At 24.0% G+C, this 15,602-nt stretch carries 12 protein-coding genes; 2 read left to right on the forward strand and 10 right to left on the reverse strand.

Annotated elements, in window-relative coordinates:
* Positions 1-9: 9 nt before the first annotated feature.
* Positions 10-801 (forward strand): tyrosine-type recombinase/integrase, encoded by a 792-nt coding sequence (locus tag AC27EK_RS02310; protein WP_487231743.1) that lies wholly within the window; start codon positions 10-12, stop codon positions 799-801.
* Here AC27EK_RS02310 and AC27EK_RS02315 read toward each other — a convergent pair.
* Genes AC27EK_RS02315 through AC27EK_RS02330 form a run of 4 tightly spaced genes read right to left on the reverse strand, consistent with a single transcriptional unit; the run spans position 798 to position 6,887 of the window.
* Positions 798-1,955 carry a restriction endonuclease subunit S gene (locus AC27EK_RS02315; RefSeq protein WP_487231744.1) on the reverse strand — a complete coding sequence of 386 codons (1,158 nt, stop codon included), beginning with the start codon at positions 1,953-1,955 and terminating at the stop codon, positions 798-800. The two genes, AC27EK_RS02310 and AC27EK_RS02315, sit on opposite strands and share 4 nt — an antisense overlap.
* A gap of 33 nt (positions 1,956-1,988) precedes the next feature.
* The gene (locus tag AC27EK_RS02320) at positions 1,989-3,530 is read right to left on the reverse strand and encodes a type I restriction-modification system subunit M (protein WP_487231745.1); all 1,542 of its coding nucleotides are present in this window, start codon (positions 3,528-3,530) and stop codon (positions 1,989-1,991) included.
* Between the two features lies 1 nt (position 3,531).
* Positions 3,532-4,062, reverse strand: coding sequence for a hypothetical protein (locus AC27EK_RS02325; RefSeq protein ID WP_487231746.1), 531 nt, complete (start codon positions 4,060-4,062; stop codon positions 3,532-3,534).
* The gene (locus AC27EK_RS02330; RefSeq protein WP_487231747.1) at positions 4,062-6,887 is read right to left on the reverse strand and encodes a type I restriction endonuclease subunit R; all 2,826 of its coding nucleotides are present in this window, start codon (positions 6,885-6,887) and stop codon (positions 4,062-4,064) included. The genes AC27EK_RS02325 and AC27EK_RS02330 overlap by 1 nt, the downstream gene beginning before the upstream one ends.
* A gap of 151 nt (positions 6,888-7,038) precedes the next feature.
* Between AC27EK_RS02330 and AC27EK_RS02335 the strand changes: the two genes are divergently transcribed.
* Complete coding sequence (locus AC27EK_RS02335) at positions 7,039-8,763, forward strand: P-loop NTPase fold protein (RefSeq protein ID WP_487231748.1); 1,725 nt, start codon at positions 7,039-7,041, stop codon at positions 8,761-8,763.
* A 10-nt stretch (positions 8,764-8,773) separates the two neighbouring features.
* Here the strand turns inward: AC27EK_RS02335 and metG are convergent, their stop codons facing one another.
* The 6 genes from metG to scpB all read right to left on the reverse strand — a co-directional run bounded on the left by metG (position 8,774) and on the right by scpB (position 15,597).
* A complete protein-coding gene (gene metG / locus AC27EK_RS02340) occupies positions 8,774-10,318 on the reverse strand; it encodes a methionine--tRNA ligase (protein WP_487231749.1) in 1,545 nt (514 codons plus the stop codon).
* Between the two features lie 21 nt (positions 10,319-10,339).
* Positions 10,340-11,587 carry a replication-associated recombination protein A gene (locus tag AC27EK_RS02345; protein WP_487231750.1) on the reverse strand — a complete coding sequence of 416 codons (1,248 nt, stop codon included), beginning with the start codon at positions 11,585-11,587 and terminating at the stop codon, positions 10,340-10,342.
* The gene (gene rsmI / locus AC27EK_RS02350; protein WP_487231751.1) at positions 11,587-12,429 is read right to left on the reverse strand and encodes a 16S rRNA (cytidine(1402)-2'-O)-methyltransferase; all 843 of its coding nucleotides are present in this window, start codon (positions 12,427-12,429) and stop codon (positions 11,587-11,589) included. Before rsmI ends, AC27EK_RS02345 begins: the two co-directional genes overlap by 1 nt.
* A 10-nt stretch (positions 12,430-12,439) precedes the next feature.
* On the reverse strand, positions 12,440-12,970 hold the full coding sequence (gene rnmV / locus AC27EK_RS02355) for a ribonuclease M5 (RefSeq protein ID WP_487231752.1): 531 nt from the start codon (positions 12,968-12,970) through the stop codon (positions 12,440-12,442).
* Positions 12,970-13,971, reverse strand: a complete 1,002-nt coding sequence (locus AC27EK_RS02360; RefSeq protein WP_487231753.1) for a ribose-phosphate diphosphokinase — start codon at positions 13,969-13,971, stop codon at positions 12,970-12,972. The genes rnmV and AC27EK_RS02360 overlap by 1 nt, the downstream gene beginning before the upstream one ends.
* A 201-nt stretch (positions 13,972-14,172) precedes the next feature.
* Positions 14,173-15,597, reverse strand: coding sequence for an SMC-Scp complex subunit ScpB (scpB, locus tag AC27EK_RS02365; protein ID WP_487231754.1), 1,425 nt, complete (start codon positions 15,595-15,597; stop codon positions 14,173-14,175).
* Positions 15,598-15,602 lie beyond the last annotated feature (5 nt).

Below are 15,602 nucleotides of genomic sequence, written 5' to 3' on the forward strand. Positions count from 1 at the left end.
AAGGATATTATGAAATACATTACATACCTAAAAAATAAAAATTTGTCAAAAGAAACAATAAGAATTTATTTGATATATTCAGATAAATGATTAATGTACCTTGATGGAAGAAAACCAACAAAAACTTTATTTGTTAAATACATTAATCAGTTATCTAAAACACATAAGCCCAATTCAATTAAATTACAATATGCAAGCATATTGTCATATATTAAATATCAAAAAAATTGAAAATTATATATGAATTTTCAAGATATTAAATTGCCTAAACAAGATCATATAAATAGAGAAATAATTTCAGTCGAAGAATTTAATTATTTAAAAAAGAAAATAAAAACGAAAACATGACATCAAAAAAGAAATTGAGTCATGTTTTGTTTTCTTTTTACAACAGGAATTAGAATAAATGAATTAAGAACTCTTAATCTCAATAAAATTAATCAAAACAGAGTAGAAATAAAATGTAAGGGTTCTTTACATAGAACTGTTTTTATTTCAGATTATTTAAAAGAAATATTGAAATTAAATAAAAGAGGAAAGTTATGCACATCTAAAAAAGGTAAATCTCTTTCTCACAATCAAATTATTAAAATAATAAGAAAAATAGGAGTTGATTATTTAAATAAAAACATAACTCCTCATACCTTAAGAAGGAGTTATGCTACTAATTTACTTAGAAAAAATATTGATATAAAAACAGTATCAAAATTAATGGGGCACAAAAACATAAATACGACAAGTAAATATATTCATTTAACTGAAAACGAAATATTTGAAAAAGTTAAATATATTTTTGATTAAAGAAATAAATTTTCGAGATAATATTTTTTTCGTTTAGTAAGTTCTTTTTTAATTTTTATTAAAAGATTTGTTCTTTTTTCTATTAATATTAAAAAATTAGAAATTTCTTTTTGTTTTGAAAGAGATTCAGGGAAACTAATCATAAATTTTTCTAAATCTTTTTTTTGCAAATTTTTTAATGAACTACCAACAGCTAATTTACTTATATCTTTCGATTTTGAATGTAATAAAAAAAACAAAAATTCAGGAATTATCATATTATCGATTTCATGAAGAGTATATAGATGTCCACCTGATCAAAATTTTGTTTTATTTCACGTAACAAAACCACATTCACCACCTTCACTTATACTTATAGTATTTTCGTTTCTGTTGAATTTATCAAGATAACCACTAGGTAATCTACTACCATTTAAATAATAATATTCACCATCGGTTTTAAGAAATTCTTTGTTTATTTGATCTCCCTTCAAAATATTACATATTGAAGATAAATTAATTTTAATTATTTTTGAATTATCATTATTTAAATTTTCATAGTTAAATATTTTTTTAAAATAAAATTTCTTGAGTTGTTCGGTTAATTGTATTTTTCTTTCTAATAATTCAATTTGTTTTTGAATTAATTCAAAAAAGAACGAAATTTTTTCTTGTTCTTTTATTCTTTTTGGAATTCAAAAAGACAAATTCATCAATTCTTTTTTCAAAAGCAAAGGTTGATTAGAACCATTATTCATTTTGTTTTTTATAAAATTATTTAATTTAATTAAATTTCAATATTGATATTTTGAAAAAATTTTTTCTTTTTTTCAATTTGTTAATCAAATAAAATTATCAGATATATAAAAGTTAGAATTTTGTACATAAAAAGGGTTCCCTAAAGTTCCAACTCTTCCTAACAAAATATCTCCAGTTTTCAAAATTAAATTTTTATTTTTCAATTTTAAATAATCTTCTTTAGCAATATAATAACCAGATTTTGAATTAGTTCTCAATGAATTATTGTTGTGAATAATATAATCTGATTTTTTAGTAGTTTTGATTTTTTCATTAGGATTTAGGGAATCACATAATTCAAAAAGTTTATTTTTTATTCAATTTTCATCAAAACCCTTAAACCTAAGTCTAGGTTCAGTTAATTGCTCTTTACTCATTTTTGTACCATCTTTCTTTCTAAATAATTAAAATTATTTTGTTTCTCTCAATTCTGAAATCATTTTTTGAATTTCTTCTTCAAGATCTTCAATTTCTTTATTAACTTTCAATAATTCAGAATTAACAGCTTCTATGTCTATTTCTTCTTCTTCTTCAAAAGTATCAATATATCTTGTGATATTTAAGTTGTAATCGTTTTCTTCTATTTCTTTTAATGAAACAAGTCTTGAGAATTTTTCTACTTCTTTTTTGTTTTTAAAGACATCAAAGATTTTTGAAACATTTTCTTCAGTCATTTCATTTTTGTTTTTCATTTTTACAAATTCTTTAGAACCTTCAATGAATAAAATATCTTCATCACTAGTTTCTTTTTTAAAGAATAAAATACAAGCTGGTATAGAAGCGTTAAAGAACATATTAGTTGGTAGTCCAATAACAGCTCTTAAGTATTTCTTAGTTCCAACTAAATATTTTCTAATAGCACCTTCAGCTGCTCCCCTGAATAAAACACCATGAGGTACAACTACTGCACATTGTCCGCCTGGTTTTAACATGTGTATCATATGTTGAATAAAAGCATAATCTGCTTTAGATTTAGGAGCTGCTTTTGGATATTGTCTGAATCTATCATCAGTATCTCATCCTTCAGGATCTCATCCAACAGAGAATGGGGGATTAGCAACTATTACGTCAACTTTGTTCTCGTAATTAGTAAATTTATTATTAGTTAAAGTATTGCCGTTGGCAATTTTAAAGTCGTTATGTTTAATTCCATGTAAGAACATATTCATTCTAGTTAAGTTAAAAGTTTCAGTTATTTTTTCTTGTCCAAGAAGTATTTCGAAATTATTACCAACTTCTTTTTTTGCTTTAATTAATAAAGAACCAGAACCACAAGTTGGATCATATATTATTATTCCAACTTCTTTTTTGTCAATAGTTGCTATTTTAGCTACAAGTTCTGAAACCGCTTTTGGTGTATAGAATTCACCAGCTTTTTGACCAGATTCACCAGCAAATTTACTGATTATAAATTCATATGCGTCTCCTAATTTATCAGTGCTCTTATCTGACATATTAAAGTCTTCTCTATCAAATGATTTAAGTAAATCAAAAAGAGTTTTTGATTTTTCGAAATCATCACCACCTAAAGATGGGTTGTCAAGAATGATGTTTGAGAATAGATTAGAAAAATTTTTAGCACTTTTAGAGCCTATTGGTGAATCTTCAATTTCTTTAAATGCTTTAGCTAATACATTTTTAATAGAAACATCAGTTCCTTCTTCAAGTTGATTTATTATTGAATTAAATGTATATTTGTAATCAACAAAATAACCTAAATTATCTTTACACATACTTTTAATGTCTTCATAGTATTCATAATCTTCAGATATTTGATGAAATTTCTTATTTAAACCTTTATAATTATTAACATAAGTTTCAATTTTTTCAGATAAAATTTTGAAGAACATGAAACCTAAAAAATAAGGTTGTGCTTGTTCTAGTTTTAGTGAAGAGTTTTTTCTCACTTCATTGAATATCGCTCATAGAGTATTTTTTAATTCTTTTGGCATTTTAATTTCCTTTTAAACTTGCATAAAATTTTTGTTGCATCTTGATTAATTTACTTTTTCTTAAATATAACTTGTTCAGAAATTCATATTTTATAAACAAATCAGCTTTTAAAGAAATGTCTTTATTTTCTTTTATTTCTGAAATATCTATATCTTCTAAATCTTTCTTTTTTAATATTTTGATAGTTGAACAATCTAGAAACCTATCTATTGTTTTTAGTTTGGTTTTAAGTAAATAATAAATTATTTTTGTATCTTTTTTTTCAGTTCTTATAATTCCAATATTTGAAGGCACAATTGCACCAATTTGATTTTCTTTTACAAAAAATACATCAATTATTGGTCATAATTTAATTAATAAATCAGTATCTTTTAATCTTGAATTCTCTGGATGTTCTGTCCTAGATAAGAATTTTTTAGTTTCATTGTTTTCTAAACAAGAAAAATCTACTAATTTATATTCAATTTCTCCGCCTTCTTCTCTGGTTCTTAGAAAACCAGTGAGAATTTGGGCCTTATCTTTTAATTTCATTAATTATTAAAGTATTCTCCTTCTTTTATATATCTTCTTAAATTTATTAGATCTATTATTGTTTCTTTGACTTCATCATGTTTTTTGTTTCTATCTATTATGCTGTCAAAATAATTATCTAACAACTCTTCAGCGTTGTCTTTTCTATATTCATTATTTTTTAGTTGATAATTTTTTATAAGCTGATTTATTGCTTCAGAGGTTGTTTTTCAATTCTTAATTGCTTTTTTCTCTATTTCTTCTTCTTTTTTCTTGATTCAATTTTTTCAATAAAGAATTCTATCTTCTACAGAAACAATTCCTTTTTCATTAATATCTTTTCAAAAACCTTTAACTAATTCTCTATCTGATTTCTGTTTAAGATTATTTATTAATTTTTCTAGTTCTTCAGAAGTTTTAATCTTCATAAGGTTTTCTAAATATTTACTATTAATAGTTATTTTATCTCCATCAATTATTCTATATTCATGATAAACAGGAATAACCTTTTTCATTTCAGGATCTTCAAGAAAACCATTGAATGAGCTTTTGAATTTTTCAAAAGTTCTTATTTCGAAATTTTTTATTTTTTTATCATCATATTCAATTGAGGATTTTATCTTTTTATAAGAATATTCAACTTCTCTGAATAAGCTCATAAATTTTTCTTTTGAAGATGTTTCTTTTAATTTTGGTACATCTTCTGGATCTGGATATCTGTCAATTAGTTTTCCTCATTTGGTTTCAAGTTCGTTTTTCATTTCTTTGAAAGAAACCATTTTTCATTTCTCATTTGAAATAGTTGATAAACCACCATTGGTAAACAATTCAAAAGCTTCATCTACATCTTTTCTTTTTTTAGAAAAAGATACTATATGTCCTTGTTTTTTCTCTTTAAAAAGTCTATTTGTTCTACTCATTGCTTGAATTAAGCCGTGATATTTTAGATTTTTATCTAAGAATAATACCTTTGTTCTTGGAGAATCAAAACCAGTAAGGAACATTGAAACAACAATTAATAAGTCTATGTTAATTTTTTTTGTATTTGAAAAGCTTTTTTGAATGTCTGTTTTATATTGATCAAATTTTTCAATTTCTTTGTATTCAGGATTGTGTTCCTTCATTCTTTCTAATAAGAAGTCTTTGTTTGCTTCAGATATTTCTTCTCTTGAAGTGTAATCAGAATTAGTTATCGAATAGACTATTTTTGATTTTATATTTGTAGAATCGTTAAAGAAACTTCAGTATGCTTTAGCTTCTTCAATATTGCTACAAGCAAGCATTGCGTTAAAAGTTTTATTGTGAGTCGTTTTGTCAAAAATTTCTTCTATTTTTTTACCAATGTCGTTTATTCTCCCAATGTCAACTTCAATATGAGACCCTTCTGTTTCTTTTTCAGAATCATCATCTTTTTTATTATTTTTCTTTTGAATTTCACAAATATATTCTTCATAGAACATTTCTAATACATTTCCATCTTCGATAGCATCTTTTGATGTGTATCTATGAATTTCTTCTCCAAATATTTTTTCAGTAGTTTCTCCTTCTTTTTCAGAGTTTTTATCGAATATAGGAGTACCTGTAAAGGCTATGTTTATTGATTTTTTAAAGAATTTATTAATATTTCTTCTCATTAGTCCAAGTTGTGAACGGTGTCCTTCATCAACAATAAATAAAATCTTTTCATCTCTTAGTGCTTCTTGAGATTTATTTTTTAGTAAATCTTTGACAGCTGCATTAAGTTTTTGAATAGTTGAAATAATTATTTTGTTGTCTGTTAATGGATCTTTCATCATGTTCAACAAATCGTTTTTATTTGTTGCGTTTTTAATAAAACCATCATCAATTGTGAATTTTCTGAACTCATCAAAAGTTTGTTTGTTCAAGACTTTTCTGTCAATTAAAAATATAATTTTTTTAACATCTCTAGTTAATAATTCACAAACCTTAAATGATGTTAATGTTTTACCAGAACCTGTAGCGTGTCAAACATAACCACTGCCATTGTTTCTTACTCTTTCAATAACTTTTTCAGCAGCATGATATTGATAATATCTAAGAACTTTTATTTCTTTGTTATCAGTGTCATAAACAAAGTAATTTTGAATTATATTTAATAATATTTTTTTATCTAAAAATGTTTTACAAAAATTATCGTTTTTGTCATTTATCAAAACATTACAATATTGATTTTTTTCATTTCCTCATTTGAAAGAATATTCAGGATTAAATTTTTCTAAATTATTATTTGCTATGTAACGAGTATCTAAATTATTAGATGCTATAAAGATTCTAGTGAAATCAAGAAAACCAGAACTAGCTTTCTTTTTCTTATATGAATCTATTTGTCTAATTGCGTTTTCAACTGTAATGTTTTCTTTTTTTAACTCAATATGAATCGTTGGAAGTCCATTTACAAGAATGTTTACATCAAATCTTCTTGTGTCGTTATTTTTGTCATTAGTGGTGAATTGATTAATTATTTCAAATGAATTATTTTCTATATTTTTGAAATCAAAAATATTTAGATCTTGAAAGAATTTTCCATTTCTTTTGATTGATATTTTTTCAAATCTTGATTTTTTAAGTTTTTCAAAAACATCTCCTGAATTTAAATCATTCATTAAACCTTCAAATTCTCTGTCTAAAAACTTAAAATTATTTAATTCTTCAATTTTTTTCTTAAAATTTTGAATTAAATCTTCTTCTGTTTCTAAATCATTTCTATATATATAATTATTTTCTTTTTCTAAATAACAAATTAAAGCTTTTTCAAATTCTTCTTCCGAAGCTACTTTATAGTTGTTGTGAATAAAGTTTTTTAATTCTTTTTCAAAATTAATCATTTGCAGACTTTCTCTTTTTTATAACTAATTTTATTGTATCATGTAAAACAAAAATAATAAAAACAACTTTTTATTCTTTAAAAACTATATATGTTCAATTTAAAATGTGTTATTATTTACTAGATGCTTATTAAAATTAGGAGATTGTAAAATGGACAAAGAGCAAATAATATTCAAATTAGAAATAAAAAACGAATCAGATTTCAAAGAAAGAGCGAAAGAATTTTTATTTGATTTAGATTCTAATTTTAAAAAATTTAATGATGAAAAAATTGAAAAAGACAAAAGATATGAGTTTTTAAACGAAAAAAATAATAAAAAAAGAGTTTATTGTGAATTTGAAGATTTTGATAAAAAATCGCCTTGAACAATAATTGATGCTCCTTGAGGAGCTGGAAAAACATATTTTGTTGAGGAAATAACGAAAGAATTTTGCAATATTAAAAATGATGAAAATCCCGAAAAAGAATTATCATTTGATAACTTAATTGTAATAGATGCTTGAAAACTAGCTTCGATGCCAGAACCAACAAAAGAATTGTGTTGATTAATAACTTCAAAAATTATTTCATTTTATACAACTACAGAAAAAATAAAAAATTGAATTTTAAAATTAGGTAAAAAACAAATGGAAGGAATGTACTCTCAATGGATAAAACCAGAAATTGAGAAAAAATTAAAACTTTTTATTTTGCCAGAAATTGATGATGAAAATAATAAAGAATCAAAAAAACTTAATAAGGAAATAAAAGAAGTTAACAAAAAAATGGAAAACAAAAAAATTCTTATTTTCATCGATAATATAGAAAGATTAGAAAACGATAAATGAAAAATAATGAATTTTTTATCAGTTATCTCAAGATTTGAAAATTTTGTTTTTATTTTTCCTATGAATAAAGATAAATTTAATGAAAAAGAAGAATCAATTTCGGGAGAAAACGCAATAGAAAAATATTGTGATTTACAAACATATAAATTTGAACAAAATTATTTTGGCATACTTGAAAAAAATAAAGATCATTTATCATCAGAGTTATTCGAAATTTACAATGAATTGTTATCTTCAAAAGTAAATCATAGTATTTTATCCATAAGAAGAGCAGATAAAAAAATTAAACAATCTAATATTAAAAATCGATCTAATGATGAACTTGATGAGTTACATTTATTTACAGAAAATATTTGATATGATCAAGAAACATATCTAAAAATAATAAAAGCAAAATATGAAAAATTAGATGATTTAAATAATCAAATTCTAAATAATGACAAAGAACTTAAAAACTTTTATTATGATGATCTCGATTATCAAAAATTTTATTTAAATACAAATCGATTATTCCACAGAGAATACGAGGACGAAAACATAGAAAGTTTTGGTGAAGTTGAAAACATTTGCAAAGAAATAAAAAAATTAATTCCTAATAAAAAGAATTCTTTTGAAAAAGAATTGTCTGGTAAACAAGAAAAAAATGAAGAATATGTGAAAAAATTTGAAGAGGTTGAAAATGAGATAAGGGATATTAATTCAGAAATAGACAAAAATCCAAATGATTCTTCGGAGAATGCAAAAATAATTAGTGAATTAAAAATGAGGAAGGATTCTTTTGAAACTGCTCTAACGAATATAGAAAACAAAAAAACAAAAATTTCCCAAGAAATTAATGATATAGAACAAGATATCGAAGATTTAGACTATATTTTAAATTTTTGTAATGAATTTCTTAAAAAACAAAAAAACGTTATAAAAGAAAATAAAAAAATTGAAGAATTGATTGAGAACGAAGTTTTGCTTTCTAGTTTGGAAACACTAAAAAACGAGGAAATTCATAATTTTGATCAATATTTTCAATGATATTTTGAAAACAAAAAATAATTCTATTTTTTTATTTAATTCTTTCAAATATAGGTTTTGATTCTCTAACCTTATATTTTTTATTATCAAATGAATCAAAAAGCTCATAAACACTATTAATTTCATAATTAATGTTTGTTTGCTCTTTGATTTCTTTTGTTTTATTTACTAGAACTGGTTCTAATAAATAAGTTGTAATATAAATGATTTTAAAAAGATGAGATAGTAATGAATCTAATTCTTTATCTTTATTGTTTTTAAACAATTCTCAAGGTTTTAAATCCTCAATATATTTATTAGCTGATTTAATAAGATTAATAATTTTGGACAATATTTTATTAAATTCAAAATTATTAACATTATTTTCAAAATCAGTTAATAAATTATCAATCTCATTATCTAAAACTTTGTCTTCTTTATTTATATTAGTAATAAAGGTTGGAACTTCTTTATTTCTATATTTAGTTAGCATTCCTATTGTTCTGCTAACTAAATTACCAATATTGTTAGATAGATCAGAATTTAAAGTTTCAATATAGTGTTCTAATTCAAATACACCATCTTTGTGTATTGGTAATTCTTTAACAATAAAGTATCTTAATGAATCAGAACCATAACTATTAATTAGTTCTAAAGGATCTACAACATTACCTAATGATTTAGACATTTTACCTTCTTTAGTTATTATTCACCCATGACTTAAAATTTTAGTTGGTAAATTAAGATCTAAACTATTTAAAAATACTGGTCAATAAATACAATGAAATCTAGTTATTTCTCTAGACATTAAATGTATTCTTTCAGAATCTTTATTTTCTCAGAATCTTTTATAGTTTGAATCTTCATCACTTAAATAACCTAAAGAAGTTAAATAACTAAATAAAGCATCTAATCAAACATATATTACATGCTTTTTATTTTCTTTAACTTGAATTCCTCAATCAAAGGTTGTTCTAGTTATAGATAAGTCTGTTAATTCATTTATAAAGTTATTAATAAGTTCAGTTTTTCTGTGAGAAGGAAATATATCAATAACATTGTTATTGAATATTACTTTAAGTCAATCAGAAAACTCGCTCATTTTAAAGAAATAAGATTCTTCTTTTTTCTTTTCAAGTACATGACCAATTTCACAATATAATTTGTTGTTTTCTTTCTTAGCTGCTTTTTCTGTGTAATTCTCTTCACAACTTACACAATAAAAACCAACTCAATTATTAAGATAAATTAATCCTTTATCTAAAAACACACTAAAGATTTTTGAAACAGCTTTTTTATGTGAATCATTAGTAGTACAAACAAAATCATCATAGTCAATGTTTAATAGTTCTCATAAGGTTTTAAAATCTTTAGAAATGTTATTAACAAAGGTTTGCTCTGTTAAATTATTTTCTTGGGCTTTTAAAGATATTTTTTGACCATGTTGATCCATTCCTGTAACAAAAAATACTTCATCGTTTAGAAGTTTTTTATATCTTTTAAACACATCAGCTAATACTGTTGTGTATGAGTGTCCCAAGTGGGCTTTTCCACTTGCATAATATATTGGTGTAGTTATTATTGTTTTCTTATTCATAATGTATTCATTTTATAGTAATTATTTAATAGATTTGTTTTTAAAAGATAATTGTTTTTCTTTTAATTTAGATTCAACAGAATTATATTCATTTTCTATATAAAAGATTTTATCTTTTATATCATCTGGAAGATACTGTTGTTTTATATAGTTAAAAGGAAAACTATGAGGATATAGATAACCAGTAACTCCTAGTTTTCTAGCTGATTTGTAATGACCATCTCTAAGGTGATATGGAATCTCAGAAGTTAGACTTCCGTTTTCAAGTTCACTTATAACTCTATCATAAGCAATTCCTGCAGAATTTGATTTTTCACTTAACGCCATTTCTATAACTAGATAAGATAACATATATCTAGCTTCTGGCATTCCAACTTTTTTAGCTGCTTCTATTGTTAAAACTCCCCGAGTCATAAGATTAGGATTAGCAAGCCCTATATCTTCATATAGTATTACTAATAACCTTCTAAAGATTATTTCATAATCTCCAATATTTAGAAGTCTTGCTAAATAATATAAAGCAGCATTCTCATCGCTACCTCTTATTGATTTTTGTAATGCTGATTTAAGATTGTGAATTTCATCACCATCTACAGTTCCTGAAAATTTATAGTTTAATAAAACATTTTTTAAAATATCTTCAGTCACTTCGTTTGTGTCTTTAAGATATAAATTGATAATTAGGTCTAATGTATTAATAACACTTCTTAAATCACCATTAGAATGATTAATAATAGATAACAGATTTTTATCTGTTATCTTTATATCTAATGTTTTATTTTTTATCTTAGTTTTTAGAAAATCAAAAACATCTTCTTGACTAATTGGTTTAAGTTCAAAAATTTGACATCTACTTCTTAAAGCAGGATTTATACTAAAGAATGGGTTTTCAGTAGTTGTCAAAAAGAATTTTATTTTGTCATTTTCTATAAGAGGTAATAAAATATCTTGTTTATCTTTATTTAATCTATGTATTTCATCAATGATTATTAAATAATCATTTGATAACTTACTAAGTTCTACTATGTTTTTAAGCTCTTCTTTAGAACCAATAGCAGCATTGAAAGTAGAGTGTGGAATATTTAATTCTTTTGCAATTGTTTTTGCAATAGAAGATTTACCAATGCCTGGATTTCCATAAAAGATACTAGAAACTATATATTTGTTTTTAATCATTTTACTTATTACACCATCATTGTGTAATAAGTGTTTTTGTCCAACAATATCTTTTATGCTTTTTGGTTTTAGTAAATCTAGTAAATTAGGCATTATTTTTTTTCTTTCAATGACAATATTTTTTTATATATATCTTTAGAAGATATATTATATTTTAAAGACAATTCTTTGCTTAGGTCTTTAGATTTTTTGATGTTTATTTCTTTTAGAATTTCATTTTCAATATCTTCTAAGGATATATCTTTTTCTACATAATCATGTTTAAGAACTAAAACAAATTCACCTTTTAAAACAACTTCATCTAAATTAATATCTTTTAATTTAGATTTAATTATTTCTTCATTCTTTTTAGTAAGTTCTCTACAAATAACTATTTCGTTATTTCCAAAGTTATTTTTAAGATATTCTAAAGTTTCTACAATTCTATGAACCGCTTCATAGAAAACGAGAACGGTATTTAATTTAGAATATTTATTAAATAAAAGATCTTTTTCTTTATTTTTTCTAGGCAAAAATCCTAAAAAAGAAAAGTTTTGAGTATCAAACCCAGATACTGCAATTGAGTGAGTTAAAGCAGAAGGTCCGTTAATAACTTCTACAGCGATATCTAAGTTATGACACTCCTTAATAAGTTTATATCCAGGATCTGATATTGTTGGATATCCAGCATCGCTTATTAAAAGAACAGAGTGTTCTTTTATGAGTTCAATAGCATATTCATTCTTTTCTTCTTCATTATGTTTATGAAAACTTATTAATTTAGGCTTATTATTTATATTCAACAAATTTAATAATTTAGAACTCACCCTTGTGTCTTCGCAAAGAATAATTTCTACTTCATTAAGACAATTTAATAATCTAGAAGAAACTTCTTCTAGATTTCCTATAGGGGTTGCTGCTATTGTTAGTTTTGTTTTGCTTAAAAAAGTTTTCATTTGTAAATTATTATTTCTTTAATATATTTATTAGTTCTTGTTTAGTGATATTCATCATGTTTAATCTTTTGAATAATTGTTTTCCATTGCAATAACTTATTTTTAAACTATTACATATAATTAATCTTTTGTCTTTTGAATCAATTCTTAAATCATTAAATTCTTCTAGAGATATTGAATTTGTATCTTTTGAAAAACTAATCATATTATCAAGTGCTTTAATAATAGATTCATCAGTAGCTTCTGCTATTCCAATTTTCTTTGAATTTGTTTTAATGTCTTTTTTAGAAATAAAACATTGATAGAAATCAATGTTTAATTCTTTTGTTATTTGTTTTCTTATTTTTTCTCCTGCATAATCAGGATCTAAAAACAAGACTATTTTTTTGGTTTTTGAGATTTCTTTTATTAAATTTAAAGTTGATTTCTTTAAATCACTTCCATTGGTTTCGATGGTTTGAACATCAAATAGTGATTTAAGTCTTGAAGTATCGGTTTTGCCTTCAACAACTATAATGTGATTTAATACAGGTTTTTGCATTATTTACTTTCAATCTCTTTTTTTAGTGATTGTAAAGGTTCTTTAATGACTTCACTTAATGAACCACAACCTTTTGCAAAAACATTAAATACTTTAGAAAGTTGGGGAGCGACAGAAACAATATTAATGAAATCTATTTCTTTTAATTGTTCATCTGTTCTTTGGATAGTATCTGTTATGTAGATATTATCTATTATTTCGTTTTTGTGAGCTTCTTTAAGTTTTTTAATAGCATCTCCATTAAATAGAGCATGAGTGGCAAAAATAGAAACTGACTTAGCGCCTTTTTGTTTTAACAAAGTTGCACCTTTAATGATTGTTCCACCGGTATCTATCATGTCATCAATCATTAAACAGTTTTTGTTTGTTACACATCCAAGAACATCATTTATTTCTACTTCATTAGCAACAGGTCTTCTTTTGTCGATGATGGCTAAATCTAAACCAAGTTCAACAGCTATAATTCTACTTAACTTAACTCCCCCATAATCAGGAGCAACAATAGTTAAGTCATCTGGGTGTTTGTCATTAAAGAATTTGTTTAACATATCTCAAATTGCTTGTGCTGAATCAAAATGGATATCAAAAAATCCATGTGTATCTTTTGAGTGGATATCTCAAGTTAACACATTTTGAGCACCAGCGACTTCTAAAAGATTTGCAACAAGTTTAAAAGTGATGGGTTCTCTTGGCTTTGTTTTTCTATCTTGTCTTGAATAACCCATATATGGAATTATTACTGATATTGTTTTAGCCGAAGCTCTTCTCATGGCATCAATGGCTATTAATAATTCCATTAAACTATCATTAACAGGAGTTGATGTAGATTGAATGATGATTACATCTTTTCCTCTTACCGAATTAAGAGGTTTTACTAAAATTTCACCATCTTTAAAATGTTGAATTTTGATTTTTCCTTCTTCTTTATTTAATAATTTGCATAATTTAGTAGCTAATTTTTTTCCATTAGTTAAACCAAAAATTTCTATTTGTTTTGACATATTTTTTCTCATGATTTCTTATAATTAGATTAATTTCATTTTACTTTAAAAATATATTTTAAGTGAATAAAAAAACAGACAAATTGATATAAATTATCCTTTGTCTGTTTTTAATTATTATTTTTGTTAAATTAAATTCTTTTCATTGATTAAATCAATACTATTTTATTAATCTTCTATGTATATATTTTAAAAATAAAATTAATCGTTTAAATCTTCATCAATAGATCTATTGAACAAATCAACATCTTCATTGAAACTAATTTTTCTATCTACACTAGGTAAATCAGTTAATGATTTAATTCCAAATAAATCAAAGAATTTTTGAGTTACAGCATAAAGTCAAGGTTTACCCATTGCTTCTGATCTTCCTGCTTTTTCAATTAATTCTAAATCAAGTAACCTATTAATTTGAGAAGTAGCATCTTTATCTCTTATTTTTTCTACTATCCCCTTTGTACAAGGTTGGTTATACGCAATAATAGATAAGATTTCTAATATACTTTCAGAAAGTGGCTTTCTTTCTTTAGTATTAAGCATAGTAGAGATTTCTTTATTAACTTCAATCTTTGTTAATAATTTATATGAATTACCAAATTGTTTAATTATTAAACCTGAATTTGGATCCATTTTTCTAAATTTGGCCATTTCAGCAATTATTGAATTTATTATGAAAATAGGAAGATCAAGTATCTTCTTAAGTTCATAAACACTAACACCGTCACTACCAACAACAAATAAAGCAGATTCAATTATTTTTCTAACTTTTTCTATTTCTATTTTATTTCCATTAGTTGCATATGATTCTTCAATTTCAACTTTTTCACTTATTGAATCAGTTGATTTGCTTGCTTTTTCATAAATTTCTTTGGAATTAGAGAAATTAGCTTCAAATTCTTTTTCTGGTTTTATTAATTCACTATAAGTAGCTTCATCTCTTGTTTCTTGTTTAGTACCAATTTCATAATCATTAAGCATTTGTTCATACATTGCATTAGAACTTATATTTTCTTCTTCATCCTCAACAGAAGTTGCTTTGAATGCTTCATCTTCATCAGATTCTTCTTCAGTTGATTTGTTTTGTTCTATTATTATGTCTTCATTTGAAGGTTTAAACAATAACTCTTCACTAATTTCATCTTCATCAGATTTTGAATCATTGTTTTCTATTTCATCTTCATTTGAAGGTTTAAACAATAACTCTTCACTAATTTCTTCAACAACAACATCTTTTGTTTCTACAATTTCTTTTTCAGATTCTTCTTCAAAATCATATTCTTCAAAATCTTCTGATTTTTTAGTTTTTGGTCTTTGAGTAGAAGTGAAATCTGAAGAATCCATATAAATAGATTCTTTTTGCATTTTTTTCTTGTTTGAAGAAACCTTACTATCTTCTTCATCAGCTAATAAGAATTTAACTGAAGAAACTAAATTTTTATCTTCTTCAGGCATTTCATTCTCTTTTTTAATAATTTTTTCATGAGATTTGTAAACATCATCATAATTAACTTCAGAAACATTAGTTTCTACAATTTCTTTTTTATTAGATTCTTCTTTTTTATCATCATCATAGTTTTCAATTAAACTAGAGTATTTAGATAAAAGATCTTTTTTGTTATCACTCATATTTT

Source organism: Ureaplasma rhincodontis (genome assembly GCF_057537535.1).